This window comes from Luteimonas aestuarii (genome assembly GCF_004357985.1).
In the GTDB taxonomy this organism is placed as follows: Bacteria; Pseudomonadota; Gammaproteobacteria; order Xanthomonadales; family Xanthomonadaceae; genus Luteimonas; species Luteimonas aestuarii.
Genome location: NZ_SMTF01000016.1, coordinates 38,605 through 65,218, shown reverse-complemented (window position 1 = coordinate 65,218; position 26,614 = coordinate 38,605). Strand labels below are relative to the sequence as shown.

The following is a 26,614-nucleotide window of genomic DNA, read 5'->3' as shown; positions in this document are numbered from 1 at the left end:
AGCGCATTCAGCAGAGTGCGCGCGCCCGCCTTCTCACCAGACCTCCGGAGCGCAACCTCCATGCCGTGGATTATCGTGCTGACGATCCTGATCACGGTGCTGTGCGTGGTGGTGGCGATGAACTTCACCACGCCGGAAAAGAAGATCGACAGGAAGGTCGAACACCGGCATGGGGTGTCCGACCCGCAGTTCCGGCGTGAGATGTCCGTCTTGCTGGGGCCGTCGATCCTGGGCGGAAACCGCGTGCAGGCGTTCCAGAACGGGGACGAGATCTTCCCGGCGATGCTGGCGGCGATCCGCGGCGCGCGGCGCAACATCAACATGGAAACCTACATCTACTGGTCCGGCGACATCGGCGGTGAGTTCGCCGATGCACTGGCCGAGCGCGCGCGCGACGGCGTTGCGGTGCACCTGGTGGTCGATTGGGTGGGCAGCCTGAAGATGGACCAGGCCTTGCTTCGCAGGATGGAGCAGGCCGGCGTGCGAGTCGAACGGTACCGTCCGCTGCACTGGTACAACCTGGGTCGCATGAACAACCGTACCCACCGCAAGCTGCTGGTGGTGGACGGCCAGGTCGGCTTTACCGGCGGCGTCGGCATCGCCGACCAATGGACCGGCCACGCGCAGGACCCGGACCATTGGCGCGAGGTGCACTTTCGCATCGATGGGCCGGTGGTCGCTCAGATGCAGGCGGCGTTCAACGACAACTGGATCAAGACCACCGGCGAACTGCTCAACGGCCCGGCGTACTTCCCGGAACTGGCGCCCTCGGACGGGACGGATGCGCACCTGTTCGTGGCGTCGCCCGCGGGTGGCAGCGAAAGCATGCACCTGATGTACCTCACCGCCATCGCGGCGGCCGAGCACAGCATCGACCTCAGCGCCGCGTACTTCGTCCCGGATGCGCTGATGGTCGACGCCCTGCTCGCAGCGCGCGGACGCGGGGTGCGCGTGCGCGTGCTGGTCCCCGGCCCGCACATCGACTCGGAAACGGTGAAGCGCACGTCCAAGGCATCGTGGGGCCGGCTGCTACAGGCCGGCGTGCAGATCAGCGAGTACGCGCCCACCATGATCCACGTCAAGCTGCTGGTGGTCGATGGCGAACTGGTCTCGGTGGGATCGACCAACTTCGACATGCGCTCATTCCGCCTCAACGACGAGGCCAGCCTGAACATCTACGACCGCGGCTTCGCCGCGCAAATGACGGCAATGTTCGAAGCCGACCTGGCACAGGCACGGCCCTACGACCACGCCGCCTGGCGTCGGCGCCCGTTGCTGCAGAAGTTCGCCGAAGGCGTGCTGCGCCCGATCCGTTCGCAGCTGTAGGCGTCACGCACCGCGGGACCCGGGCGGGGACCGGAAGCGCAGGTCAGGTCCAGTCGGTGATGCCTTCGCGGCGGTACGTCTCGGCGAAGCTCGGCAACGCCTTCATCCGCGCGGCGTGCGCGTGCAGCGATGGCCAGGTCTCCGCGGGCCGGGGCATGTTGCGCGACCAGCGCATCAGCATGGTCAGCATGAAATCCGCCGCCGAGCGCTGCTCGCCCAGCAAATACGGCCCATCGGTATCCAGATGGTCGGCGACCAGTTGCCACGCGGCTTCCAGCTCGAGTCGCGCCTGCACCCTGGCAGCCTCGATGTTGCCCTCGCCTGCCGGTTCGGACGGGTAGAACCAGTCGCGATAGGCGGGCTGCAGCGTATTCGCGCAGAAGAACATCCAGCGGTAGTATCGGGCGCGCAGCGGGCTGCCGACGGCAGGTGCCAGCCCGGCCGCCGGGTGCAGGTCGGCGAGGTGCATCGCGATGGCGGCGGCTTCGGTGATCGGCTGGCCATCGATGACCAACGTCGGCACGCGACCCTGTGGATTGAGCGCGAGGTATTCCGGCGATTTCTGCTCGCGCGCCTCGAAGTCGAGCATGCGCAGCTCGTGTTCGAGGCCCAGCTCGACCAGCAGCCAGTGCACGACCAGCGATGCCGTGCTCTTCGAGCCGTAGAGGGCAACAGACATCACAAACCTCCGTTCGGGATTTCAGCAGAACGCGAAGCCGGCATGCAGCCGGTTTCCCGCGAACTCCGGGTCAGGCGATCTCGACCACCGGGATCTTGCCGATCCGCGCCTGCCACTCGCGCGGCCCGGTGCGATGCACCGACTCACCGGTCGAGTCCACGGCCACCGTCACCGGCATGTCCTTGACCTCGAACTCGTAGATCGCCTCCATGCCGAGGTCGGCGAACCCGACCACCTTCGCCGCCTTGATCGCCTTCGACACCAGGTAGGCCGAGCCGCCGACCGCCATCAGGTACACCGACTTGTGCCTGCGGATGGCGTCCAGCGCGACGGGGCCGCGCTCGGCCTTGCCGATCATGCCCAGCAGGCCGGTCTGCGCCAGCACCTGCTCGGTGAACTTGTCCATTCGCGTCGCAGTGGTGGGGCCTGCGGGGCCGACGACCTCATCGCGCACCGGATCGACCGGACCCACGTAGTAGATGAAGCGGCCCTTCAGGTCGACCGGCAACGGCTCGCCCTTGTCGAGCATCTCCACCATGCGCTTGTGCGCGGCGTCGCGGCCGGTGAGCATCCTGCCGTTGAGCAGCAGCACTTCACCGGGCTTGAAGGCCAGCACGTCCTCCGGGGTGATGGTGTCGAGGTCCACACGCCGCGCGTTCTGCGGGTTGTAGGTCAGCTTGGGCCAGTCGTCCAGCGACGGCGGCTCGAGCGACACCGGCCCGCTGCCGTCCATCGTGAAGTGCGCGTGGCGGGTGGCGGCGCAGTTGGGGATCATCGCCACGGGCAGGTTGGCCGCATGCGTGGGGTAATCCTTGATCTTGACGTCGAGCACGGTGGTCAGGCCGCCCAGGCCCTGCGCGCCGATGCCCAGTGCGTTGACCTTTTCGTACAGTTCCAGCCGAAGTTCCTCGACCTTGTCGGACGGGCCGCGCGCGATCAGTTCCTGGATGTCGATGTGCTCCATCAGCGATTCCTTCGCCAGCAGCATCGCCTTCTCGGCGGTGCCGCCGATGCCGATGCCCAGCATGCCCGGCGGACACCAGCCGGCGCCCATCGTCGGCACGGTCTTGAGCACCCAGTCGACGATCGAGTCGGACGGGTTGAGCATGGCGAACTTGGACTTCGCCTCGGAACCGCCGCCCTTGGCCGCGACGATCACGTCGAGCTTGTCGCCAGGCACGATCTTCACGTTGACCACCGCTGGCGTGTTGTCCTTCGTGTTGGCGCGCTTGCCCGCGGGATCCGCCAGCACGCTGGCGCGCAGCTTGTTGTCCGGGTGGTGGTAGGCGCGGCGCACGCCTTCGTTCACCGCATCCTCCAGCGAGCCGGTGAAGCCTTCCCAGCGCACGTCCATGCCCACTTCGAGGAACACGGTGACGATGCCGGTGTCCTGGCAGATCGGGCGATGGCCCTCGGCGCACATGCGCGAGTTGATCAGGATCTGCGCCATCGCGTCCTTGGCGGCCGGCGATTCCTCGCGTTCGTAGGCGGCGGCGAGGCTCTTGATGTAGTCGACAGGGTGGTAGTAGCTGATGTACTGCAGCGCATCGGCGACGGACTGGACGAGGTCTTCCTGCTTGATCGAGGTCACGGCGGGCTTGGTGGCTGGCGGGAACCCGTATTTTACGCAATGCGGCATCCGGCCTTCGGGCCATGCGAAAAAACTTCTTCCCCCGAGTCCTGGACACCCAAGGCGCCCCGCCGGGCCACGACCGCGCCGCTTCGCCTTTGCCGAACGCGCAAGGATCTGTCCGGCAGGTCCGATGCCACCGCAAGCAAGCGGATATCGGGCCGCGACTTGCGGTGGCATCGGACCTGCGCCACCGCGCATGCGGCATTGTCTTAAACCCTCCGCCACCGGCCCGCATCCCAATGGCTATGCTGACCGCAACCATGACCGATGCCTCCACCTGCCTGGCCCCCGTTGCGGCCGCGAACGACGACGACCATGCCCTGGTCCGGGCCAGCGCCAGTGGCGATGCGTTTGCGTTCGAAGCGCTCTACCGACGCCATGCGGGTCGGGTGCACGGCGTGATCCTGCGGCTGGTGGGCCACCAGCACAGCCGTGCCGAGGACCTGACCCAGGAAGCCTTCGTCCGCGCCTGGCAGGCGCTGCCCGGGTTCCGCTTCGAGAGCGCCTTCGGCACCTGGCTGCATCGCCTGGCCGCCAATACCGCGCTGATGGAACTGCGAAGCCGGCGCAGCGCGCCCGGGATCGACAACGACGAGGACGCGGTGGACGGCTTCGGCACGCACGACACCGCCGGCCAGCACACCGCGCTGTCGATGGACCTGGAACAGGCGGTGTCCTCGCTGCCGCCCCGTGCGCGCGCGGTACTGGTGCTGTACGACATCGAAGGCTGGAAACACGAGGAAATCGCCGAGGCGCTGGACATGGCCATCGGCAGTTCCAAGGCACAACTGCACCGTGCGCGCAGGCTGTTGCGCACGCGACTGGAAGCACACGCATGAACACACCTGACGACCGCACCGACCTGCCCGCCCTGCTGCGCATGCAATTGCGCGGATTGCGCACCGACGCACCGCCGTCACGCGACCTCTGGGATGGCATTGCAAACCGCATCGCCAACACGCCGCAGCAGGTCGCTGCAGTCGCTCCGATCACGGCGCGCCGCCACCCTGTCGCCTGGTTCGCAGCCGCGGCCGTGCTGGCGCTGGCCGTCGGCATGGGCTGGCAGCTACGGCCCGGCGGACCCGCCACGGCGACGCCTCCCACCGCCACCGCCCCCGTCCAGTCCGGCAACGGCTTGCTGGTCGCGCAGGCCGATGCCATGGCCCGCGAATACGAGGCGGCGCTGCGCGAAATAGAGTCCGCGCGTGGCCTCGACACCACCCCGGCCGTGCTGGCCGAACTGGACGCCAGCGTCGCCACGATTCGCGCGGCACTGGCCCAGGCACCCGACTCCCGCTTCCTCTTCGACCGGTTGCAGCGCGTCTACGCGCAGCGGCTGTCCCTCACGCAACGCCTTGTGTCCGCCTGACCCGGAGCCCGCCATGCACGTCACCCTGCCCGCCTTCGCCCGTTCCGCAGCACTGCTCGCGGCCATCACCCTCGCCGCACCGGCGTTCGCCGCCACCCCGATCGACGAAACCCGGCCGCTGGATGCACGCGGCAGCGTCGAGATCTCCAACGTCAAGGGCCGCATCGAGGTGCGCGCCTGGGATCGCCAGGAAGTACGCGTCACCGGCTCGCTCGGCGATGGCGTGGAGCGCCTGGAGATCAGCGGCGACCGCCGCGGACTGGAAGTGAAGGTGCGCTACCCGCGCAACAGCCGCAACGCCGGGCCCACCACGCTGGTCGTGGACGTGCCGCGGCAGGCCGACATCGAAATCGACGGAGTGGCCGTGACCATCGACGTGAACGGCGTGGCCGGCGACAACTTGGACATCGAAAGCGTCAGCGGCAGCATCACCGCAGTCGGCGCACCGCGCAACGCCAAGATCAGCAGCGTATCCGGCGGCGTGCGACTCAACCTCAACAGCGACTCGGTGGACGTGGAAAGCGTCAGCGGCAGCATCTCGCTGCGCGGCCGCATCACCGGCCAGGTGGAAGCCGAAACCGTCTCGGGCCGGATCGACATCGACACCCGGGGCGAGCAGGTGCAGCGCATGTCCACCAGCAGCGTGTCCGGCAGCGCCGAACTGCGCACGGGATTGGCGCAAGGCGGCCGCATCAGCGCCGAGTCGGTCAGCGGCAGCATCCGCATCACCGCGCCGCGGTCGCTGTCGGCCAACGTCCGCGGCGAGAGCTTCAGCGGCCGGTTGTCGGCCCCCGGCGCCAGCATCTCCAAGCCGAAGTACGGGCCGGGCTCCAGCTTCGAGCACCGCTACGGCAGCGGCGATGGCGAGATCAACATCGAGACCTTCTCGGGCAGCGCGGAATTGCGGCTGGAGTGAGCCAGACTGCTGTCCCACCGCAGGACTCTGGTCGATGGCCAGAATGGTTCGACAAGAACTCGAATGATTCGATGAAAACCCGTCACCCCGGCGAATGCCGGGGCCCGGTGGCTTTCGACGATACCGGATCCCGGCGCTCGCCAGGATGACGACATCGATGCAACGGCATTGCCGTTGCGGTCCCGATGACATCGTTCACACGGCGACACGTTGGCAGGTGAACGATGCCCCGATCCCCGCCCGACACCTGTTGGTGGTGCGCACGCAGCCGCTCCGGCATGCACAATGCGGCACATGTCCGCGACCGCCGCACCCGCGCCCGCCCCCAAGAAACCCCGGCGCGCCGACCAGCGCCCCACCCTGCGCGAACGCTTCGATGCGATGCGCAACATCGCGCCGTTCCTGCGCCTGATCTGGGCCACCAGCAAACCGCTCACCCTCGCCAGCCTCGGCCTGCGCGTGATCCGCGCCTTCCTGCCGATCCTGATGCTGTACGTCGGCAAGCTGATCATCGACGAGGCCGTGCGCCTGGTCGGGTTGCGCCTCGGATTCGATTCGCTGGGCGAGGCCTGGCGCAGCGGGCAGCTCGACCACCTGCTCTGGCTGCTGTTGCTGGAGTTCGGGCTGGCCATCGTGTCCGACCTGCTGGGCCGGCTGGTGAGCTATGCCGACGCGCTGCTGTCGGAGCTGTTCACCAACGCCACCAGCATCCGGCTCATGGAACACGCGGCCACGCTGGACCTGGAGGATTTCGAGGACCCGGACCTGCAGGACAAGCTGGACCGCGCGCGCCGGCAGACCATGGGCCGCATGAACCTGATGGCGCAGCTGTTCGGCCAGGTGCAGGACGCGATCACGGTGGTCAGTTTCGCCATCGGCCTGCTGGTCTACGCGCCGTGGCTGATCCTGCTGCTGGCGGTAGCGCTGGTCCCCGCCTTCATCGGCGAATCGCATTTCAACGCCCTGGGCTATTCGCTCAACTACCAGTGGACGCCCGAACGCCGCCAGCTGGAGTACGTGCGCCAGACCGGCGCCAGCGTGGAAACGGCCAAGGAGGTGAAGATCTTCAACCTCCACCATTTTCTGATCGACCGCTACCGCACCCTGGCCGACAAGTTCTTCGTCGCCAACCGCGCCCTGGCACGACGGCGCGCGTTCTGGGGCGCGCTGCTGGCCACGCTGGGGACGCTGGGCTACTACGTGGCGTATGCCTATATCGCGTGGCGCACGGTGCGCGGCGACTTCAGCATCGGCGACCTGACCTTCCTGGCCGGCAGCTTCCGCCGCCTGCGGCAATTGCTTGAGGGGCTGCTGGTCGGGTTCTCGCAGGTCGCCGGACAGGCGCTGTACCTCGACGACCTGTTCTCGTTCTTCGAGATCGAACCGGAGATCAAGTCGCCCGCCGATCCCGCGCCCTTCCCGATGCCGATCACGCAGGGCTTCGTGTTCGAGGACGTGGGATTCCGCTACCCGGGCGCCGAGCGCTGGGCCGTGCGCCACCTCGATTTCGAGCTGCGCGCGGGCGAAGTGCTGGCACTGGTCGGTGAGAACGGCGCAGGCAAGACCACCCTGGTCAAGCTGCTGGCACGGCTGTACGACCCGGACGAGGGCCGCATCCTGCTGGACGGCCGCGACCTGCGCGACTACGACATCGACGACCTGCGCGCGAACATCGGCGTGATCTTCCAGGACTTCGTGCGCTACCACCTCACTGCCGGCGAGAACATCGGCGTCGGCCGCATGGAACACATGTACGACGACGCCCGCATCCGCGACGCGGCGCGACGCGGCATGGCCGAAGAGGTCATCGAATCCCTGCCCGGTGGCTACGACCAGGTCATCGGCCGCCGCTTCAAGACCGGCGTGGACCTGTCAGGCGGCCAGTGGCAGAAGATCGCCATCGCCCGCGCCTACATGCGCGAGGCGCAGGTGATGATCCTCGACGAACCGACCGCCGCGCTGGACGCGCGCGCCGAGTTCGAAGTGTTCCAGCGCTTCAAGGAACTGTCGGACGAGCGCACCGCCGTGCTGATCTCGCACCGCTTCTCGAGCGTACGCATGGCCGACCGCATCCTGGTGCTGGAACAGGGTGGCATCGAAGCCAGCGGCACCCACGACGAGCTGATGGCCGCGGGCGGGCGCTACGCCGAATTGTTCGAACTGCAGGCAGCCGGCTACCGCTGACCGCGCGCGGGAGGACATTCCGTCCACCCCCGCCGCAAGGCCCGGCAGTTGGCCATCCGATACAATGCGCGGTCGATCGCTTCCCCCGCGTAACGCCCCATGTCCTCCGCTTTTGGTACCGAAACGGTGCTCGACGTCCGCCACTGGACGGACGCCTATTTCAGCTTCACCACCACGCGCGACGACGGCTTCCGCTTCGACAACGGCCAGTTCGTGATGATCGGCCTGCCGGTCGATGGCAAGCCGTTGCTGCGTGCGTATTCCATCGCCAGCGCCAACTGGGAAGAGCAACTGGAGTTCTTCAGCATCAAGGTGGCCGACGGGCCGCTGACCTCACGCCTGCAACACATACAGCCTGGCGATACGGTGCTGATCGGGCGCAAACCCACCGGCACCCTGCTGATCAGCGACCTGCATCTGGGGCGCAACCTGTATCTGCTGGGCACCGGCACCGGTTTCGCGCCCTGGCTGTCCGTCATCAAGGACCCGGAGACCTACGAGCGCTTCGAGAAGGTGGTGCTTTGCCACGGCGTGCGCAACGTCGCCGACCTCGCCTACCGCGACTACATCGTCAACGAACTGCCGAAGCATGAATTCCTCGGCGAACAGATCGCGCGGCAGTTGCTGTACTACCCGGCGGTCACGCGCGAACCCTTCGTGTACGGCGGCCGCGACCACCAGGGACGGCTGACGACGCTGCTCGACAGCGGACGCATGGCCGCCGACCTGGGGCTGGAGCCGCTGGACCCGGCGCACGACCGCGCGATGATCTGCGGCAGCCCGCAGATGCTGGCCGATTTCCGCGCCATCCTCGATGGCCGCGGCTTCACCGCAGCACCGCGCATCGGCACGGCCGGGCAATACGTCTTCGAACGGGCGTTCGTGGAGAAATGAGCGCACCGCGCCTGTAGAATCGAGCCCGTATCCGTCCACGGTAGCCGCCCATGAAAATCCTCATCCCGGTCGATGGCAGCGAGGTCAGCACCCACGCGCTCAAGCATGCGCACGACCTGGCCAAGCGCATGGCCAAGCCGGCGACGCTGGTGGTGCTGGCGGTCGACGAATCGCTGTTCCCGGGCGTGGAGCGCAAGATCGGCGCCGACGCGGCGAACCGGCTGCACGAAGAGAACTTCGCGCGGATGCTGGCACCCGCCCGCAAGGCGCTGGCGCGCAGCAAGGTCGAACATCGCTTCGTCGAGGTCGTCGGGGAAGTATCCGACGGCATCCTCAGGATCGCGAAGAAGGAAAAACCCGACCTGCTGGTGATGGGCTCGCGCGGCAATGGCGCGATCAAGGGCACCCTGATCGGGTCGGTCTCGCTGAAAGTGCTCAACCACGCCACCGTGCCGGTGACCATCGTCCGCTGAAGCCGGCCTTTCGCCTGGCCGCGGGTCAGTCGCGGCCGTAGTGCAGCCAGATGTGCGCCTGCGCTTCGTTGTCGAACACCCGCAAGCGATAGCCGTGGATGCGCGCGACGATCTCGCCCACCTCGACCCGCGCAAGCGCAGTGCCTGCGACGTCCACGTAGGCGACGCGGATGCCTTCGTAGCCCTCGCCCGCCATTTCCCTGGCCAAGGCATCGAAGCCGTCCGCATCCGGCACGATGCCGCTGGTTTCGTCGACGATCAGCACCGTGCGTGCGCCCACCCGGCGCAGCTCCACTGCGATGTCCCGGAACAGCCCGATCGCACCCTCCAGTGTGTCAATCACTCCGGTGGACACCGCCCGCAGGCAGCCGCCTTCGACGCTGAACTCGATGGCATACGTCGGCATCGGCGTGGCCATGGCTATCCCAGCGCGGCCTCGATGTCCTTGCGCATCGACTCCGGCTTGTCGGTCGGTGCATAACGCTTCAGTGGCTTGCCGTCGCGGCCCACCAGGAACTTGGTGAAGTTCCACTTGATCGCATCGATCCCCAGCAAGCCACCCTTCTCGGCCTTCAGCCACGTCCACAGCGGGTGGGCATCGGTGCCATTGACGTCCACCTTGGCGAACATCGGGAAGTCCACGTCGTAGGTGAGCGAGCAGAACTCGGCGATCTCCGCCTCGTTGCCGGGCTCCTGGTGACCGAACTGGTCGCAGGGGAACCCCAGCACGACAAACCCGCGATCGCGGTAGTCCTGCCACAGCTTCTGCAGGCCCGAGTATTGCGGCGTGAACCCGCATTTCGAGGCGACGTTGACGACCAGCAGTACGTTGCCCGCGTATTCGGAAAGCGGTACCTCGCGACCGTCGATGCCGGTTGCGGAAAAATCCTGCACCCTCGTCATCACCTTGCCTCCTTCGATTGCACCCTGACCGGTTCGGCGAAGGGCTTGATGCCCAGCGCCTCATGCAGTTCCGCCGGGTAGTAGGCGGTGTCGCCCTTGATCACCAGCGCCGGCTTGCGCACGTCGGCGATGTCGACCGTCGGATCGCCGTCGAACAGGACCAGGTCGGCGCGCTTGCCCACGGCGACCGAGCCGCGGTCGTCCAGCATGTTGCTGTACTTCGCGCCGTTCCAGGTCGCGACCTGCAGCGCCTGCGCCGGCGTCATGCCCGCCTGCACGTAAAGCTCCAGCTCTCGTTGCAGGGTGAACCCGGGGATCTCGTCGGTGCCGGCCACCACCGGTACGCCGGCCTCGTACATGCGCCCGACCAGCGCGACGAGGTTGTCAAAGGAACGCTTGTAGCGCGCGCCAGTGGCATCGTCGGGGATGTCCATTTGCGCCGCGCGACGGCTACGCTGCACGTCCGGCGGCACGTGCGCCTCGATGGCGGCGAAGATCGGCGACGGCTGGCCGTTGCGCTGGTGCAGGAACTCGAACGTCGCCAGCGTGGGATCCACCGCCGTGCCGCGGTCGCGCAGCAGCGCGATGAACTCCCGCACCTCCGCCGAATCCAGGTCCAGGTCGCCCGCGCCCTTCGCCACCAGGTAGAAGCGCTCAAGCGTGCGGGTATCGGTCTCGTGCGTGGCCAGGAAATTCAGCGCCAGCTGGTTGATGTGCTGCACTTCGTCGTAGCCCTGCTCCACCACTTCGCGCGCCAGCATGTGGACCGGGACATGGCCACTCACCCGCAAGCCCTTCGAATGCGCATAGGCGATCGTGTCCGGCAGCAGGTCCCTCGGGAACGAGTTGTAGATCTTCACGCCGAGGTAGTCGTTGGCGGCGTACCAGTCCACCGCTTCCTTCGCCTTGTCCAGCGTATCGATGACGAACCCGCCGCGCGCCGCCATCGGGCTCTCGCCCTCGATGAAGCCGCTGGCGACGATCCGCGGCGACAGCAGGCTGCCATCGCGCTCCTGCGCGATCAGCTCGGCCAGCATGGCGTTGTCGTTGCCCATGTCGCGCACCGTGGTGACGCCCGCGGCAAGGTGCAGGCCGCCATCCCAGCGCCCGGCGTGCACATGCATGTCGAACAACCCCGGCAGCAGCACGCGGCCCGCGGCATCGACGATGTGGTCCGCCTCGCGCGATGGCGTGCCGCCGGCCGATACCGACACGATGCGCCCGTCGCGCAGCAGCACGTCCGCGGGCTCGCCGAGGCGCGCATGCTCGCTGTCGAACACGCGGGCATTGCGCAGCAGGGTCGTACCGGGCAGCGGATGCGCCATGCGGCGCTGCAGGTCGGCCAGTGCTTCGCCTTCCGCCTGCGTCTGCCGCTGTTCCAGCGCATCGCCATTGGCGTGCCAGCCGTCCTCGATCAGCCGCACCCAGCCCGGGTAGATGAACGCAAACAACCGGGGTGCGTCGCCCGTGGTCGCCCAGGCGAACGCCGGCGTGAAGCCGATGCCGGTGATCGCAAGCAACTGGACACGCTGGCGGCGACCATCGTCGGCGGCGACCTCCAGCTCGACCACCTGGCGCGCGCTCAGTGTTCCGCTGGGAATCAGCGGCAGGCGCCCGTCCGGTCGCGCCAGCAACGCAGAGATCGCCACCGACGACGCCTGCGGGGTGCCGCCTAGCGGCGAGTAGAGCGCCCCCGGCATGAACTCGCCTTCGCCCTCGTCGGAGGTCGATTTCCACGTCATCCGGTCCCCGCTGCGCTCGAAGGCTTCGTCGATCGGCGCACCGAACGTCGAAGCGCCTTCGACGCGGTAGCGGGCGAACGTCCCGTCCGCCGCCAGCACGTATTCCTCCTTCAGTTCGGGGCCGCGGCCGTTGTCCTTGAAGATGAAGTCGACCCGGGTCACGCCATCGTCGCCATGCTCGACCAACTGGTGTCCGGCGCGCGTGCCGTCCCCGGCGAAGGCGGTGTAGCGCACGGTCCCGGCTTCACCGGCGACGGCCGCTGGAATGGCCAGCCAGGCGGCGATGAGGATCAATGCTGCGTGCTTCATGGTGGCTCCCGGCCATGGCCTGTCGATTGTCCAGCGGAGTTTAGGGCCAGGACCGGCCAGGCGCCGCCACCCCGCCCACACCCTGCCATTCGTCATGGGCCCCTTGCAGCCCGATGGGCTACGCTTGCGGGTTCACGCACCAACGAGGCTCCACCCGATGACCCATCCGCTCGCTGCCGCCCTCGCCATCGCCCTCACCAGCATGGTCGCGGCCCCGCCGTCCGCCCACGCCGCCCTGCAGGAGGCTCCCGTGTCCGCACCGTCCGCCGCACAGGCCGACCAGGCCCAGGGCAACCCCCTGTTCGCCGAGAGCACGCTGCCGCTGCAGTATCCGCACTTCGACCAGCTGAAGGACGAACATTTCGGCCCCGCCTTCGACGCCGGCATGGCGCAGGAGCTGCAGGAGATCGAGGCGATCGCCGACAACCCGGAGCCTGCGACGTTCGAGAACACCATCGTTGCGCTGGAACGCTCGGGCAAGCTGCTGTCGAATGCCCGCCGCATCTTCGGCAACCTCAACGGCACCGACACCAACGACACCCGCCGCAAGATCAACTCGGACTACGCGCCGCGCTTCGCCGCGCACCGCGACGCCATCGTGCTCAACCCGGCCCTGTTCGCCCGCATCGATGCGCTCAACACCCAGCGTGATTCGCTGGGCCTGGACGCCGAAAGCGTGCGCCTGATCGAGCGGTACCACACCAGCTACGTGCGTGCAGGCGCCGCGCTGGACGATGCGCAGAAGGCGCGCCTGAAGGAAATCAACTCGCGTTCGGCCGAACTGGGTACCCAGTTCAGCGACAACGTACTGGCCGAGGTCAACGATTCGGCGGTGATCGTCGATACCGTGGAAGAGCTGGACGGCATGAGCGATGCACAGATCGCCACCGCTGCCGCGGCCGCCGCCTCGCGCGGGCTGGAAGGCAAGTACGCGATCACCCTGCTCAACACCACCGGCCAGCCGCCGCTGCCGCAGCTCAACAACCGCGACGTGCGCCGCCGCGTGCACGAAGCCTCGGTCAATCGCGGCAGCCGCGGCAACCAGTGGGACAACACCGCCATCGTCGCCGAAGTGCTGGCGCTGCGCGACGAGCGCGCCCGCATGCTGGGCTACGACAGCTCGGCCGCCTTCGTGCTGGCCGACGAGACCGCCGGCTCGGTGCAGGCGGTCAACGACATGCTGGCCCGCCTCGCCCCGGCCGCCGTGGCCAACGCCCGCAAGGAAGGCGAGAAGCTGCAGGCGATGATCGACCAGGAACAGGCCGCCAAGGGCGAGCCGACGTTCCAGCTCGAGCCGTGGGACTGGGCGTACTACACCGAGAAGGTGCGCAAGGCGGAATACGACTTCGACGACAACGAGATGAAGCCGTACTTCGAGATGCGCAACGTGCTGGAGAACGGCGTGCTGTTCGCCGCGACCGAGCTGTTCGGCATCACCTTCAAGGAGCGCCACGACCTGCCGAAGTACCACCCGGACACCTGGGTCTACGACGTGTTCGACAAGGATGGCTCGCACCTGTCGATCTTCATCTTCGATCCGTATGCGCGCCCGTCCAAGCGCGGCGGCGCGTGGATGAATTCCTACGTCGGCCAGTCGGAACTCGAAGGCACCCTGCCCGTGGTCGCCAACCACCAGAACATCCCCAAGCCGCCGGAAGGCGAGCCGACATTGCTGACCTGGGATGAAGTGACCACCATGTTCCACGAGTTCGGCCATGCGCTGCACGGCCTGTTCTCGGACGTGAAGTACCCGTCGTTCTTCATGAACGTGCCGCGCGACTTCGTCGAGTTCCCGTCGCAGGTCAACGAGATGTGGGCCGACTGGCCGTCGATCCTCGCCAACTACGCCAAGCACTACCAGACCGGCGAAGCGCTGCCGCAGGACCTGCTGGACAAGAAGCTGGCGTCGTCGCTGTTCAACGAGGGCTTCCGCACCACCGAGTACCTCGCCGCATCGATGCTCGACCAGTACCTGCACCAGCTGCCCACCGCCCAGCTCCCTGCCGCCGACCAGATCATGGCGACGGAGGCTGCGGCGCTGCAGGCCGCGGGCATGGACTACGCCGCGGTGCCGCCGCGCTACCGCACGCCGTACTTCAGCCACATCATGGGCGGCTATGCGGCGGCGTATTACGCGTACATCTGGTCGGAAGTGCTGGACGCCAACACGGTCGAGTGGATCGAGGCCAACGGCGGCCTGAAGCGCGAGAACGGCGACCGCCTGCGCGAGACCCTGCTGTCGCGCGGTGGCGCGAAGGACGCGAGCGAGCTGTTCGTCGACTTCACCGGCCACGAGCCGCGGATCGAGCCCCTGCTCAAGAAGCGCGGGTTGGATGCCACGTCGGAGTAACCCGCCTGCGCCCTCTGCACGTCAGAAAGCCGCCGGGAAACCGGCGGCTTTTTCATTGGTTCCGAGTGTCCGTGTGACGCGTCCGGTGTCGCTCCGAGGTCGCCAGCGAAGCAAAACGAGGCGTGGATGCAACCCATGCGCCAGACGGGCACCGCGTGGAGTGGCTGCCGGATACCGTTGGCTGCGCGACCCAGCCCAACGACAGTGTGGATCAGCTCCCGGCGAACAACTCCCGGTACGCCTCCGACACATGCGGCAACAGGACTGCCGCCGGCACTTCGGCGCGCTGCTCACCATCCGAGTACGGCCCCACCTGGTAAGGCGCGAACACGAACCGCAGGGCGACGATGCGGCCATCCTGGCCCAGCACTGGCTCGAACGTGCTGAAATTGTCCGCCTCGGCAGCCGTGCCCTCATCGATCATCCGGCCTGCCGCACGCATCACCCGCCCGCGTTCGGCAGGATCCAGGTCATCGGCATCGACCCGCTGCGACAGTGCCGCATGCAGCTGTTCGCGGACATGCGACGACAGGTCGGCCCAGGCCCCGGGCCCCTGCAACAGTTCCCCGATGCGCAGCGCGCGCTGCTGTTCCGGCAGCCAGACGAAGCGCGCAACCAGCGGTGCGCCGTGTGCGCCCCCCGTGTAACTGTAGCCATTTGCCGACATCGCGAACACGCGCGGAGAATCGGCCACGGTCTCGAACACCAGCGACAGCTCGTAAGGGCCAGCGGAACCATCCACCGGGGCGTCTTCCACGGCTTCCATCAAGTCGGCACGCGCGGCCTGGACATAACGGTGCAGTTCCAGCGCCATCCCCGGATACTTGTTGGCCTCGGGCGGATACGTGATGCCGATGATGAAGCGGCGATCGGTTTCCACCACGTCCTTCAACTCGGGCGCGACCCCGGCCTCGGCCTGCTCGACCTCCGGTCCGATCGCCTCCGGCCCGGCGGACGGCGCGGCCCCCTCGCGCTGGCAGGCGGCGAGCAAGGCCAAGGCTGCGAACATGGCCGACCAGCGGATGCATCCCCTGTAGCGCTTCATCACGGAACTCCATTCCTGCAAAAAGAAGACAACGAAATCATAACTTCAGCCAGGTGAAGCCGGTATCCCGAAGGCATGCCGCTCGGCCAAGGGCGACGACCGTGCGACAGCCATCTGCGCGGATGACATCGATCGGGAACGCGCCTTCTCCAACCACGGGACGCCGAAGGCGCTTGCCGCAGAACGTCCGCTGGCGGGGACCGGACGGGCGCTCGGCGCCAGCTTGCGGGCACGGTCGCTTTGCGCGGCCACGGATCGACGCATTTCCATCGCCTTCGACCGACACAACAAAAAAGCCCCGGGCAATGCCCGGGGCTTTCGGTACCGAATGCGACGCCGATTACTCGGGCTGCACTTCGTCGGCCTGCAGGCCCTTCTGGCCCTGGACGACCTTGAAGGAAACCTTCTGGCCTTCCTGCAGCGACTTGAAGCCGGTGCCCTGGATCGAACGGAAGTGGACGAAGACGTCCTGGCCGTTTTCCGGGGTGATGAAGCCGAAGCCCTTGGCGTCGTTGAACCACTTGACGGTGCCGGTCTGACGTTCGGACATTTTGTTACTCCTTGGAACATGACAGTGGATGGATACCAGGCCCGCCTTGCGGTGCCTGGACTGTGTCGGCAAGGGGTAACGCGAACGATGGAGCGGATCGTCTGGATCAAGCCGCAAGCGGCCCTGGAACCTGGTGATCTACCGCATCGGAGCCACGATGTACCGTGATCCCGCTTCGAACAGTCCGCGCACCATACCGCATATCCGGGCGAAAGTGTCAAATCCTGCCGTCGGTCGTCACCAGTCGGTGCGCCCGGGCAGCAGGCCGGCCAGCTCGGCGTCGGTCAGGTTGCGCCAGCGCCCGGGCTTCAGGTGCCCCAGCTTCACGTTGCCGATCCGCACCCGCAGCAGGCCCTTCACGCGGTAGCCGAAGTGGGCGGCCATGAGCCGGATCTGCCTGTTCAGCCCCTGCACCAGGGTGACCCGGAAGCCGTACCTTCCCAGCTTGCCGGTGCGACAGGGCAGCGTCACCTGGCCGTGGACCGGGACCCCGCGGGCCATCCCACGCAGGAACTCCTCGGTCACGGGGTTGTTCACCACCACCCTGTATTCCTTTTCCAGCTTGTGCTCGGCGCGCAGGATCTCGTTGACGATATCGCCGTTGCTGGTCAGCAGGATCAGCCCCTCCGAGTCTTTGTCCAGCCGCCCGATCGGGAAAATCCGCTGGTCGTGGCCCACGAAATCCACGATATTGCCCTTCACCGCCGCCTCTGTCGTCGAGGTGATGCCCACCGGCTTGTTGAGCGCGATGTAGACATGGCGCCGCTTGCCGGCGGCCGCCTGGCGGGTGCGCAGCGGCTGCCCATCGACCAGCACCACGTCCCCCTCGCCCACTTCGGCGCCGATCCGGGCGCGCTGTCCGTTCACCGTCACCCGGCCCTCGCCGACCAGGCGATCGGCCTCGCGCCGCGAACAGAATCCGGTTTCGCTGATGTGCTTGTTCAGGCGCATGGCGCGGGGGCAGGTGCGGGGCCGATGGGGCGCGCAGTCTGGCAGATCGCGTCGCGCGCGTCGTCGTTCAGGCCGGATCGACGAGGTCGGCGTACTCGGGATGGCGCTGGATGAAACCGGCGGCATAACTGCATTCCGGCACCACCCGCAGCCGGGCGTCGCGTGCCCAGTCCAGCGCCGCGCGCACCAGCGCGCCAGCGATGCCGCGGCCGCCGACCGCCTCCGGCACGCCGGTATGGCGGATGACCATGCGGCCTTCGGCTACGGCGTAGTCGAGTACACAGGCGTGGCCTTCCACCTCTGCGTGGAAGCGACCGCGGTCGGGGGCGTGGCGGATATCCAGGGGATCCATGGCATTTCCCGGGGCGGTACGGCAGTGTACGGCGCCCACGCGGACACCGACCGTCACCCGCCTGCCGCAGGCCAACCCGAGGTGACCAACAGCGTCACTCGTTGATGCGACCCAGGTCACGTTCCGGATTGGCACGGAACCTGCGTGGATATCCCCACCAACACCACTCACGCGCAGGGGAACGCAATGTCCATGATCGACGCCAACACCGAACACCAGGCCGTCACCCGACTGTTCGAACTGTCCAGCCAGGGCGACGTGGACAACCTCGAGTTCGCCCAGCTCGACGCGCTGATCTACCAGCGCCTGCAGCAGACCTACCACGTCAGCGAAGCCGACCGCTCCGGGGAGCGCATGCTGCCGCTGGGCTGAACCCCAAGGGAGACCGGGCACGCATCAGGGGATGGGGAGGGGCCGGCATTGGAAACGATGCCGGCCTCTTTCATTCATCCTCGAAAGCGCGACCAACCATGAGGTCGACGTCCCCTCAAGGGGCCGCTGCCTTCGATGAGGGCGCATGGTCATTCAGGGACGCCTGCAGGAGTCGCGCCCACTCGGCTTGCCGCGGATCCTCGAGGTTGGCACGCGCCAGGAAGCCCCGGATGAGATTGCCGTCGACCTTGTCGCCGTTCTCAAGCAGTTCCGCCTCGATCTGGATCAGCCACGCGAGGCTGTCATCAGGGTACGCCGCCACGAAGCGCTCAATGTAGGGGCGTGCCCGTTCGAGCAAGGGGGCCGCTTCCGGCGCCGGGTACAGCATCATGTGTGCGAGTTCGCCCAGCGACTCACGATGCCTGGCCTCATCCTCGATGGCAACGAGGTAATGCTTCTCCGCCGCGTCGACCTGCCCAGTGGCCTTGTAGGCCGACGCCAGGAGGAAGTGTGCCCACCGGTTGCCGGGGTCCAGTTCGACTGCACGCGTCGCATAGCGAAGGCTCCATGAAGGATCCGCGCCGAGCAGAAACCACGCCAGCTCACGGGCCGTCCAGGCATCGACCGCGGTGAAGCGTGCGCGTTGCAGCAACAGCGACATCGATTTCCAATGATCGGCCCCGCCCTGCTCGGGCGGGAGCTTCTGCGCCATTTCGCCAGCGTTGACCAAGGCGGCCTGGCTTGGCGCGGTCCTGATCGCGATATCCAGCAGTTGCATCGCTTCGCGCGTGTACTGCTTCGCCGCCAGCAGGCGTTCCCCCCTGTCGGCGTATGGCTCCGCAATCGTGAGCGCCAGCAGTGGCCGGCGATCGAGGTGGCGCGACAGCTCCGCGGCGATCGCCAGCATCTCCTCGTATGAACCTCCCCAACGGGGCGTGGCCGACATCATCCGTTGGTCGGCGACATGCCAACAGGCGGGATCCTGCCTCGACGCCGATGCCACCGCCTGCTGCAACAGCTCATGCCGGGAGTCGATCCGGGCGATGCCGATCAAACCGGCATAGGCAGGCATGGCCCGGGGTTCGATGGCGATCGCCTGCTGGTAGAGGGGAATGGCCTCCGCGGCCAATTCGCTCATCCTGCGCATGTTTTCGCGCGGCGTGTCGCGCACGTAGGCACCGCCCCGTGCCGCACGTGCGAGTCGATGGATGTGGGCGGCCCGTGCCATGTGGGCAAATGCGCTCCGCGGTGCCAGCTCGAGCCATCGCGTCGAGATGCGATCCGCGTCGTCGTCGACATCGCTGAACCGGGCAATCGCGAGGTGGATCTCATCACCATGCCCGGCAGCGGAGAAATGCCTGGCCAGATAGCCGGACATGACCTGCTCCAGCACAGCGACTTCGCCGCGCTGGAGGTATCCGTCGATCTCGGCGAGGGTCACGACCTCGGTCACCCGGTAACGACAGTTCGCCTCGACATGTCCGGCCGGCCAGCGGTTGCCCGGCAGGTCCGGGTACGCCAGGCAACGCTGCAGCCGATCGTCGATCCGCTCGGCGGCACGCACTTGCAGGAGGTACTCGCGCCACCCTGCCGGCGCCTCCGGGAAGATCTCCGATTCCGGCACTTCCAGCATCGGCACCCACTGCCCCGCCGGCGCCCGGTCGGCGGCATCGAGTGCTCCGGCCCATGCCAATCCGGCAACGCAAACCCAAATCGCACGTCGCGAAGACATCCCCCCTCCCCCGACCCGTTGGCAATCAGCCCGCCGGATCCATCAACCGTGCCATGAACGTGGTCGCCGCGCGCGGCTCCATCATCACCGTGAACAGCATGCCGTACACCGCGCCCCACAGGTGCGCACTATGGTTGATGTTGCCGCCGCCGCGGCGGTCCATCCAGATGGTGTAGCCCAGGTACAGCCCGCCGAACACGAAGGCCGGGATGCCGATGGGGATCAGGAACACGTAAATCTTCGACCAGGGCGCCAGCAGGATGAAGGCGAACAGCACCGCCGATACTGCGCCGGAGGCGCCGAGGCTGCGGTAGTGCGCGTCGCGCTGGTGGCGCAGGTAGGTCGGCATGATCGCGATGACGATTGCCGACAGGTAGAACACCAGATAGCCCAGCGAGCCGATGTAACCGGCGAAGAACGGCTCCAGCTGCCTGCCGAAGAAATACAGCGTGACCATGTTGAACAGCAGGTGCATGCCGTCGGCGTGGATGAAGCCGTGGGTGACCAGGCGGTCGTACTGCCTGTGGCGCGCGATGGCGGGCGGCCACAGGATCAGCCGTTCGAGCAGCGCCCGGTTGTTGAACGCCATCCACGACACCAGCACGGTGACGCCGATCAGGCTCCAGGTGACGATGGCTTCCACGGCGCGCTCCGGGCTGCGGGCAACGGGGCGACCATCGCCCCGCCTGTCGCGCATTGCCAACGGCATTGCGCGCGCAAAGGCTAACCGATCCGCCCGTCGCCGACGCAACCCCGCCCGAGCGACGGCAACTGGCATCATGTGCGACCCTTGTTTCGCGCCCTGCCTGCCATGCCTCGTCCCTGCCTGCTGCTTGCCTTCCTGCTGTCGACGGCACTACCCGCATCCATTGCCCATGCCGATGCGTCCCTGACCACGCTATCGGAGCGCAGCGGCTTCGTGCAGACAGGTCGTTACGACGAAGTCATCGCGCTGTGCGATGCGTTCGCTGCGCGCCACGCCGATGCCGTGCGCTGCTTCGATTTCGGCACCACGCCCGAAGGCCGGCCGATGAAGGCGATGGCGATCACGCGCACCGGCGCGCTGACCGCGGACGCAGCACGCGAGGCCGACATCCCGGTGGTGCTGATGCAGGGGGGCATCCATGCCGGCGAGATCGATGGCAAGGATGCCGGCTTCCTGGCGCTGCGCGAGGTGCTGGAAGGTTCGGCGGCAGCAGGCGCGCTGGACGCCGTGGTCTGGCTGTTCGTGCCGGTGTTCAACGTCGACGGGCACGAGCGCTTCGGCGCCTGGAACCGCCCGAACCAGAACGGCCCGGAACAGATGGGCTGGCGCACCACGGCGCAGAACTACAACCTCAACCGCGACTACGCCAAGGCCGATTCCGCCGAAATGCGCGCGATGCTGTCGCTGGTCGAGGCCTGGGACCCGGTTGCCACCATCGACCTGCACGCCACCAATGGTGCGCAGTTCGAGCACGACATCTCGATCCAGGTGGAACCGCTGCATGCGGGCGACGAGGGCCTGCGCGCCGCCGGGCTGGCGCTGCGCGACGGCGTGATCGACGACCTTGCCGCACAGGGCTCGCTGCCACTGCCGTTCTATCCCTCGTTCAAGGACTACCAGGACCCGGCCTCGGGCTTCGTGGACGAAGTCTCGCCGCCGCGGTTCTCCACCGGCTACTTCCTGCTGCGCAACCGGCTGGCGATGCTGGTCGAAACCCATTCGTGGAAACCGTATCCGGTGCGCGTGCGCATCACCCGCAACACCATCGTCTCGGTGCTGGAACGTGCCGCACGCGACGGCCGCGACTGGCTGGCGAAGGCGCATGCTGCCGATGCCGCTGCCGCGACGCTCGCCGGCCGGCCGGTGCCGCTCACTTACCGCACGACTGAAGACAGCCGCACCATCGATTTCCGCGGCTACGCCTACACGCAGACGCCGTCGGAGATCTCCGGCGCGCCGATGACGCGCTACGACCCCACCACGCCTGCCATCTGGAAGCTGCCGCTGCGCGACAGCGTGGAGCCCGACGTCGTCGTCGATGCGCCCGGCGTGGGCTACCTGGTGCCGGCAGCGCACGCGGCCTGGGTCGGCGAGCGCTTGCGCGCGCATGGCATTGCCTTCGAAACGCTGGCAACGCCGATGCCGCAAGCCGCTGTCGGGACGTTCCGCGCCGACAGCGCCCGGTTCGCCGCAGCCCCCGTGGAAGGCCACCAGCGGCTGACCCTCGCCGGCACCTGGCGCGACGAAACGCGGGACGTGCCGGCCGGCAGCCTGCTCGTGCCCATCGCGCAACCGAAGGCGCGTCTGGTGATGGCCCTGCTGGAGCCGCAGGCACCGGATGCCTACGTTGCGTGGGGGATGTTCAACAACCACTACGAGCGCAAGGAATACATGGAGGCCTACGTCGCCGAGGACGTGGCCCGCGGGATGCTGGCCGCCGACCCCGCGCTCAAGGCGGAGTTCGAACGCCGCCTGCGCGAGGATGCCGACTTCGCCGCCAGTGCGTCCGCACGGCTGGAGTTCTTCTATCGTCGCCACAGCGCCTGGGACGAGCGCCACCAGCTCTACCCGGTGTACCGCCTCCCGCGTTGATCCGTCCCGCGGCCTCGCGGGCCGCACGCTGCAGCAAGCAAAGACAGCGTTAGCCGCGCAAGCATGCGGGCCGAGCGCAAACCGCGCGCCTGCGCTCCGGCATCACCACGCCCGTGTCCGTTGCACGGCCACTGAACGCCGAACTTCGGCATCGCTTGCCGCGCCCGGTGCGATGGCGGACAGTGGCGGCCTGTCCATCCCCGCAGGAGCCCGCCATGCGCGTCCTTCCGCTTTGCCTTGCCACGCTCGGCACCGCACTGCTCGCCACCGCCTGCACGCCGTCCAGTCCGCCCGCGGCCGAGACCACGACGCCCGCGGGCGGCGACGTGGCGCCAGCCGAGTCCACCGCCGCCAATTTCCGCTGCGGCGACCTGCTGGTCGGCGTGGATTTCGACACTGCCGCCGATACCGCCACGCTGTCGTGGTCCGGTCATCGCCGCGTGTTGCCACAGGCCGAAGCCGCCTCGGGCGCCCGCTACGCCGATGACGACGGCACCGTGTTCTGGAACAAGGGCGACGCAGCCACCTTCTCGCTGGCCGGCGCCGATCCGCTCGACTGCAGCACGACCGAAGACGTCTCGCCCTGGGACGAGGCGCGCGCACGCGGCGTCGCGTTCCGCGCCATCGGCACCGAGCCGGGCTGGATGGTGGAAATCGATGGTGGCGATGCCGCGGTGCTGCGCGCCGAACTCGACTACGGCGAGCGCCGGCTGGAAGCCACGAACGTCGAGGCCGCCGCCGACGGCAGCCGCTACACCGCCACCGCCGGCGATGGCACCCAGCTTGAATTGGCCGTCACCCCCGGCGATTGCAGCGACGGCATGAGCGACCAGACCTACCCGGCCAGCGTCGCGCTGACCGAGGGCGGGCGCACGCTGCGCGGTTGCGGCGCCTTCCTCGACCGATGACGTCCACGGCGCATGACGGGTGCCTGGCATGAGCCTCAAACCCGCACACACACGATGGTTGCTGCTGGCGATCATGCTGGTGGCAGCCGCGCTGTGGCTGCAGCGTCCCGACTCCACATCATCGGATGCCACGGAAACAAGAGGCGCGATCCCCGCCGCCGGAGATGTTCGCCCCGCACGTGCAAGCGACTGGCCGGCGTTCCTGCCTCCCGAGGCGCGGCCGGTGCTGCAGCGCATCGCCACCGGCGCGGCACATCCGCACCGCCAGGACGGCACCGTGTTCCAGAACCGCGAAGGCCGCCTGCCGCAGCAACCGCGCGGCTACTATCGCGAGTACACCGTGGAGACGCCCGGCCTGGGCCATCGCGGCGCACGGCGCATCGTCACCGGCGGCCAGCCGCCCGCGGTCTACTACTACACCGGCGACCACTACGGCAGCTTCCGCCGGTTCGATCCGCCGAAGGACCTGCAATGACCGATTCCGGTTTCGACCCGGGCCTGTTCGACCCGGCGCTGGCCGGCGTGCATGCCGTGCCCGCCAGCGACCTCGCCCTGCTCGACATCGCCGCGCGCGATGCCGGCCTGCATGCGACCGAAGTCGACCTGCGCGACTGCACCGGCAAGGCGACGTTGCTGCTGCGCATGTCGATGGCGCTGGACTTCCCGGTGGGGACCGGCCGCAACTGGGACGCGCTGTCCGACCGCCTGCGCGACCTGGGCTGGATCGACGCCCCCAACGGCCACGCGCTGCTCTTCACCGATGCCGCCGACCTGCGCGACGCCGCGCCCGACGATTACGAGATGCTGCTGTCGATCCTGCAGGAGGCCGTCGAGTCAGGGGCCGGTACCGACACGCCGTTCTGGGCGTTCATGGGATTGCCGGACGAGGAGTTCGATGCCTCCCGCGAACAGTCGGCCGGCGACGCGCCCTGAGCTCCGGCTCTTCGTTCAACTTTCCGCTCGACCGGATGGGAACCGGCTCCCATGGTTGGGCTGCTCCATCCGCAAAGGTAGTCCGGTCCGAGCTGCGCGGTGGTACCTGCCGGCCACCGTGCCGAGTCGCGACCCGATATCCGCTTGGTCGGCACGGTGGCCGGCAGGCGCTTCGACGTTCTTCACGCGCCGGTCGAAAAGCAAACAAGCTCCAGCGCACATGGCTTGGGCGCAGGACCAGCCGGAAATCTTTCCGGCGCAGCTCCGGTGTCGCCGCAACCAAGCGGATATCGGGCCGCGACTTGCGGCGATACCGGAGCTGGGCCGCCACGGAACCACCCCCGGCCTTTTGCTTCCAGGCCGACCAGGAACGCTAGCTGGCGTGCGCTCCATAACGCCAGCGGATGTGGTTACCGATGCCAGGCCACGTGCATCGGCACACGCGAACCTGCAAGCCATGCTTGCACGCTTGCACGCTTGCGCGCGCCACGATCAACCCGCGTCGAGTTCCGCCCAGCGTGCGTAGGCCTCGTCCAGCGACTGCTGCAGTTCGGCCATCCGTGCGTTGTCCGCGGTGACCGCGGCGACATCGCGCTGGAAAAAGGCCGGATCGTTCATGGCCTCGACCAGCGCCGCGATCTCCGCCTCCAGCGTTTCGATGCGCGCCGGCAGCTGTTCCAGCTCGCGCGTTTCCTTGTAGCTGAGCTTGCGCCTGGCCGCAGCCGCTGGTGCTGGCGCCGGGATCGGTGCGGCTTCGGCGGGGCCGGGCACCGCGTTCTTCTGCTGCACCGTTGCCCTTGGCGCCTCGTCGGCCGGTCGCTGCCGCAGCCAGTCCTCGTAGCCGCCCACGTACTCGCCCACGCGCCCATCGCCCTCCATCACCAGCGTGGACGTCACCACGTTGTCGAGGAAGTCGCGGTCGTGGCTGACCAGCAGCAGCGTGCCGGGATACTCGGCCAGCAATTCCTCCAGCAGCTCCAGCGTTTCCACGTCCAGGTCGTTGGTGGGTTCGTCCATCACCAGCAGGTTCGACGGCTGCGCGAAGAGCTTGGCCAGCAGCAGGCGGTTGCGCTCGCCGCCGGACAGGCGCGTGATCGGCGCGCGCGCACGCTCCGGCGTGAACAGGAAGTCCTGCAGGTAGCCGATCACGTGCTTGCGCTTGCCGTTGATCTCGACCGACTCCTGCCCCTCGGCCACGTTCTCCAGCGCGTTCCAGTCCTCGCGCAGCGTGGCGCGGTACTGGTCGAAGTACGCCACCTGCAGCTGCGTGCCCGTCTTCACCTCGCCCGACTGCGGCGCCAGTTCTCCCAGCAGCAGCTTCAGCAGCGTGGTCTTGCCGCTGCCGTTGGGACCGATCAGGCCGATGCGGTCGCCGCGCACGATGGTGGTGGAGAAATCGCGCACCAGCTTGCGGCCGTCGAACCCGAAGGAGACGTCCCGCGCCTCCACCACCTTCTTGCCGGAGGCACCCGCACTGGCGGTTTCCATGCGCACGTTGCCCGACAGCTCGCGGCGCTGCGCGCGCTCGGAGCGCATCTGCTTGAGCCGGCGCACGCGGCCTTCGTCGCGCGTGCGGCGCGCCTTGATGCCCTGGCGGATCCACGCCTCTTCCTGCGCCAGCAGCTTGTCGAAGCGCGCGTTCTCCTGCGCTTCGGCGTTCAGCCGCTCCTCGCGCCGACGCTGGTAGTTGTGCCAGTCACCGGGCCAGCTGGTCAGCCGGCCACGGTCGATCTCGACGATCCGCGTCGCCAGCGCGCGCAGGAAGCGCCGGTCGTGGGTCACGAACACCAGCGCGCCGGGCCAGCCCTTCAGGAACCCTTCCAGCCAGTCGATCGCCTCGATGTCGAGATGGTTGGTCGGCTCGTCCAGCAGCAGCACGTCGGGCGCCGAGACCAGCGCCCGCGCCAGCAGCACGCGGCGCTTCATGCCGCCCGACAGCCGGGTGAACACGGCATCGCCATCCAGCTCCAGCCGCTGCAGCGTCTCGTCCACGCGCTGGTCCACGCGCCAGCCGTCGTGCTGTTCGATCTTCTGCTGCACGGCGGCCAGTGCATCGGCATCCAGCACCTCGGCGTGCGCGAGGTGGTGATACTCGGCCAGCAATGCGCCGACCTCGCCCAGGCCATCCGCCACCACGTCGAACACGCTGCCGGTGGCGCCGGCCGGCACTTCCTGTTCCAGCCGCGCCACACGCACGCCTTCCTCGATGCGGATATCGCCATCGTCGGCGCGCACCTCGCCATCCAGCACTTTCAACAGGGTCGACTTGCCGGCGCCGTTGCGGCCGATCAGGGCGACGCGTTCGCCGCGTTCCAGGGCGAAATCGACGTGGTCGAGCAGCAGCGGGCCGCCGACGCCCACGTCGACGGCATTCAGGGTGATCAAGGGCATGGCGTTATTGTACGGGGCTTGATC

At 67.8% G+C, this 26,614-nt stretch carries 25 protein-coding genes; 13 read left to right on the top strand and 12 right to left on the bottom strand.

From position 1 onward, the window contains the following. The first annotated feature begins 60 nt into the window (after positions 1–60). Positions 61–1,326 carry a phospholipase D-like domain-containing protein gene (locus E2F46_RS15005; RefSeq protein WP_133323394.1) on the top strand — a complete coding sequence of 422 codons (1,266 nt, stop codon included), beginning with the start codon at positions 61–63 and terminating at the stop codon, positions 1,324–1,326. Positions 1,327–1,369: 43 nt separating this feature from the next. Here the strand turns inward: E2F46_RS15005 and E2F46_RS15000 are convergent, their stop codons facing one another. Both E2F46_RS15000 and E2F46_RS14995 read right to left on the bottom strand, forming a co-directional pair. Beyond that, the gene (locus tag E2F46_RS15000; RefSeq protein ID WP_133323393.1) at positions 1,370–2,005 is read right to left on the bottom strand and encodes a glutathione S-transferase family protein; all 636 of its coding nucleotides are present in this window, start codon (positions 2,003–2,005) and stop codon (positions 1,370–1,372) included. Positions 2,006–2,075: 70 nt separating this feature from the next. Continuing rightward, positions 2,076–3,596: a fumarate hydratase gene (locus E2F46_RS14995; protein ID WP_165967495.1), complete on the bottom strand. Its 1,521-nt coding sequence runs from the start codon at positions 3,594–3,596 to the stop codon at positions 2,076–2,078. A gap of 302 nt (positions 3,597–3,898) precedes the next feature. Between E2F46_RS14995 and E2F46_RS14990 the strand changes: the two genes are divergently transcribed. From E2F46_RS14990 to E2F46_RS14965, 6 genes are all read left to right on the top strand, one after another. After that, positions 3,899–4,477 (top strand): RNA polymerase sigma factor, encoded by a 579-nt coding sequence (locus E2F46_RS14990; RefSeq protein ID WP_165967494.1) that lies wholly within the window; start codon positions 3,899–3,901, stop codon positions 4,475–4,477. After that, positions 4,474–5,007, top strand: coding sequence for a hypothetical protein (locus E2F46_RS14985; protein ID WP_133323390.1), 534 nt, complete (start codon positions 4,474–4,476; stop codon positions 5,005–5,007). Before E2F46_RS14990 ends, E2F46_RS14985 begins: the two co-directional genes overlap by 4 nt. A 13-nt stretch (positions 5,008–5,020) precedes the next feature. Then, positions 5,021–5,923 (top strand): DUF4097 family beta strand repeat-containing protein, encoded by a 903-nt coding sequence (locus tag E2F46_RS14980; RefSeq protein ID WP_133323389.1) that lies wholly within the window; start codon positions 5,021–5,023, stop codon positions 5,921–5,923. Between the two features lie 294 nt (positions 5,924–6,217). Beyond that, entirely contained in the window at positions 6,218–8,107 is a 1,890-nt protein-coding gene (locus E2F46_RS14975) for an ABC transporter ATP-binding protein (protein ID WP_133323388.1), read from the top strand. 99 nt (positions 8,108–8,206) lie between these two features. Next, positions 8,207–9,001, top strand: coding sequence for a ferredoxin--NADP reductase (locus tag E2F46_RS14970; RefSeq protein ID WP_133323387.1), 795 nt, complete (start codon positions 8,207–8,209; stop codon positions 8,999–9,001). A gap of 50 nt (positions 9,002–9,051) precedes the next feature. Then, positions 9,052–9,474, top strand: a complete 423-nt coding sequence (locus E2F46_RS14965; RefSeq protein ID WP_133323386.1) for a universal stress protein — start codon at positions 9,052–9,054, stop codon at positions 9,472–9,474. 25 nt (positions 9,475–9,499) lie between these two features. Here E2F46_RS14965 and E2F46_RS14960 read toward each other — a convergent pair whose 3' ends face one another. From E2F46_RS14960 to E2F46_RS14950, 3 genes are read right to left on the bottom strand one after another with little or no spacing between them, the layout of a single operon-like run. Next, positions 9,500–9,892, bottom strand: coding sequence for a hypothetical protein (locus E2F46_RS14960; RefSeq protein ID WP_133323385.1), 393 nt, complete (start codon positions 9,890–9,892; stop codon positions 9,500–9,502). A 2-nt stretch (positions 9,893–9,894) separates the two neighbouring features. After that, complete coding sequence (locus E2F46_RS14955) at positions 9,895–10,377, bottom strand: glutathione peroxidase (protein WP_133323384.1); 483 nt, start codon at positions 10,375–10,377, stop codon at positions 9,895–9,897. Next, entirely contained in the window at positions 10,377–12,428 is a 2,052-nt protein-coding gene (locus E2F46_RS14950) for an amidohydrolase family protein (RefSeq protein WP_133323383.1), read from the bottom strand. Before E2F46_RS14950 ends, E2F46_RS14955 begins: the two co-directional genes overlap by 1 nt. Before the next feature lie 157 nt (positions 12,429–12,585). Here E2F46_RS14950 and E2F46_RS14945 point away from each other — a divergent pair, with 157 nt between their 5' ends. Next, positions 12,586–14,778 (top strand): M3 family metallopeptidase, encoded by a 2,193-nt coding sequence (locus E2F46_RS14945; protein WP_133323382.1) that lies wholly within the window; start codon positions 12,586–12,588, stop codon positions 14,776–14,778. A 211-nt stretch (positions 14,779–14,989) separates the two neighbouring features. Here the strand turns inward: E2F46_RS14945 and E2F46_RS14940 are convergent, their stop codons facing one another. The 4 genes from E2F46_RS14940 to E2F46_RS14925 all read right to left on the bottom strand — a co-directional run bounded on the left by E2F46_RS14940 (position 14,990) and on the right by E2F46_RS14925 (position 17,676). After that, entirely contained in the window at positions 14,990–15,823 is an 834-nt protein-coding gene (locus E2F46_RS14940) for a DUF3298 and DUF4163 domain-containing protein (RefSeq protein WP_133323381.1), read from the bottom strand. A 340-nt stretch (positions 15,824–16,163) separates the two neighbouring features. Beyond that, positions 16,164–16,373 (bottom strand): cold-shock protein, encoded by a 210-nt coding sequence (locus E2F46_RS14935; RefSeq protein WP_133323380.1) that lies wholly within the window; start codon positions 16,371–16,373, stop codon positions 16,164–16,166. 237 nt (positions 16,374–16,610) lie between these two features. Beyond that, positions 16,611–17,324, bottom strand: coding sequence for a pseudouridine synthase (locus tag E2F46_RS14930; RefSeq protein ID WP_133323379.1), 714 nt, complete (start codon positions 17,322–17,324; stop codon positions 16,611–16,613). 67 nt (positions 17,325–17,391) lie between these two features. Next, a complete protein-coding gene (locus tag E2F46_RS14925) occupies positions 17,392–17,676 on the bottom strand; it encodes a GNAT family N-acetyltransferase (RefSeq protein ID WP_133323378.1) in 285 nt (94 codons plus the stop codon). 186 nt (positions 17,677–17,862) lie between these two features. On the opposite strand from E2F46_RS14925, the gene E2F46_RS14920 reads away from it, so the two are divergent. Next, positions 17,863–18,048 carry a hypothetical protein gene (locus E2F46_RS14920; protein WP_133323377.1) on the top strand — a complete coding sequence of 62 codons (186 nt, stop codon included), beginning with the start codon at positions 17,863–17,865 and terminating at the stop codon, positions 18,046–18,048. A gap of 115 nt (positions 18,049–18,163) precedes the next feature. On the opposite strand, the gene E2F46_RS14915 is transcribed toward E2F46_RS14920, so the two are convergent. Continuing rightward, positions 18,164–19,612, bottom strand: coding sequence for a tetratricopeptide repeat protein (locus tag E2F46_RS14915; protein WP_133323376.1), 1,449 nt, complete (start codon positions 19,610–19,612; stop codon positions 18,164–18,166). Positions 19,613–19,805: 193 nt separating this feature from the next. After that, on the bottom strand, positions 19,806–20,369 hold the full coding sequence (locus E2F46_RS14910) for a rhomboid family intramembrane serine protease (protein WP_243720459.1): 564 nt from the start codon (positions 20,367–20,369) through the stop codon (positions 19,806–19,808). 222 nt (positions 20,370–20,591) lie between these two features. Here E2F46_RS14910 and E2F46_RS14905 point away from each other — a divergent pair, with 222 nt between their 5' ends. The 4 genes from E2F46_RS14905 (at position 20,592) to E2F46_RS14890 (ending at position 24,199) form a co-directional block, all read left to right on the top strand. Beyond that, complete coding sequence (locus E2F46_RS14905) at positions 20,592–22,358, top strand: M14 family metallopeptidase (RefSeq protein ID WP_133323374.1); 1,767 nt, start codon at positions 20,592–20,594, stop codon at positions 22,356–22,358. 215 nt (positions 22,359–22,573) lie between these two features. Beyond that, positions 22,574–23,266, top strand: coding sequence for a COG3650 family protein (locus E2F46_RS14900; protein ID WP_133323373.1), 693 nt, complete (start codon positions 22,574–22,576; stop codon positions 23,264–23,266). Positions 23,267–23,294: 28 nt separating this feature from the next. Beyond that, positions 23,295–23,741, top strand: a complete 447-nt coding sequence (locus E2F46_RS14895) for a guanyl-specific ribonuclease (protein ID WP_133323372.1) — start codon at positions 23,295–23,297, stop codon at positions 23,739–23,741. Further along, on the top strand, positions 23,738–24,199 hold the full coding sequence (locus E2F46_RS14890; RefSeq protein ID WP_133323371.1) for a barstar family protein: 462 nt from the start codon (positions 23,738–23,740) through the stop codon (positions 24,197–24,199). The genes E2F46_RS14895 and E2F46_RS14890 overlap by 4 nt, the downstream gene beginning before the upstream one ends. Positions 24,200–24,691: 492 nt before the next feature. Here the strand turns inward: E2F46_RS14890 and E2F46_RS14885 are convergent, their stop codons facing one another. Beyond that, the gene (locus E2F46_RS14885; RefSeq protein WP_133323370.1) at positions 24,692–26,590 is read right to left on the bottom strand and encodes an ATP-binding cassette domain-containing protein; all 1,899 of its coding nucleotides are present in this window, start codon (positions 26,588–26,590) and stop codon (positions 24,692–24,694) included. Between the last annotated feature and the right edge of the window lie 24 nt (positions 26,591–26,614).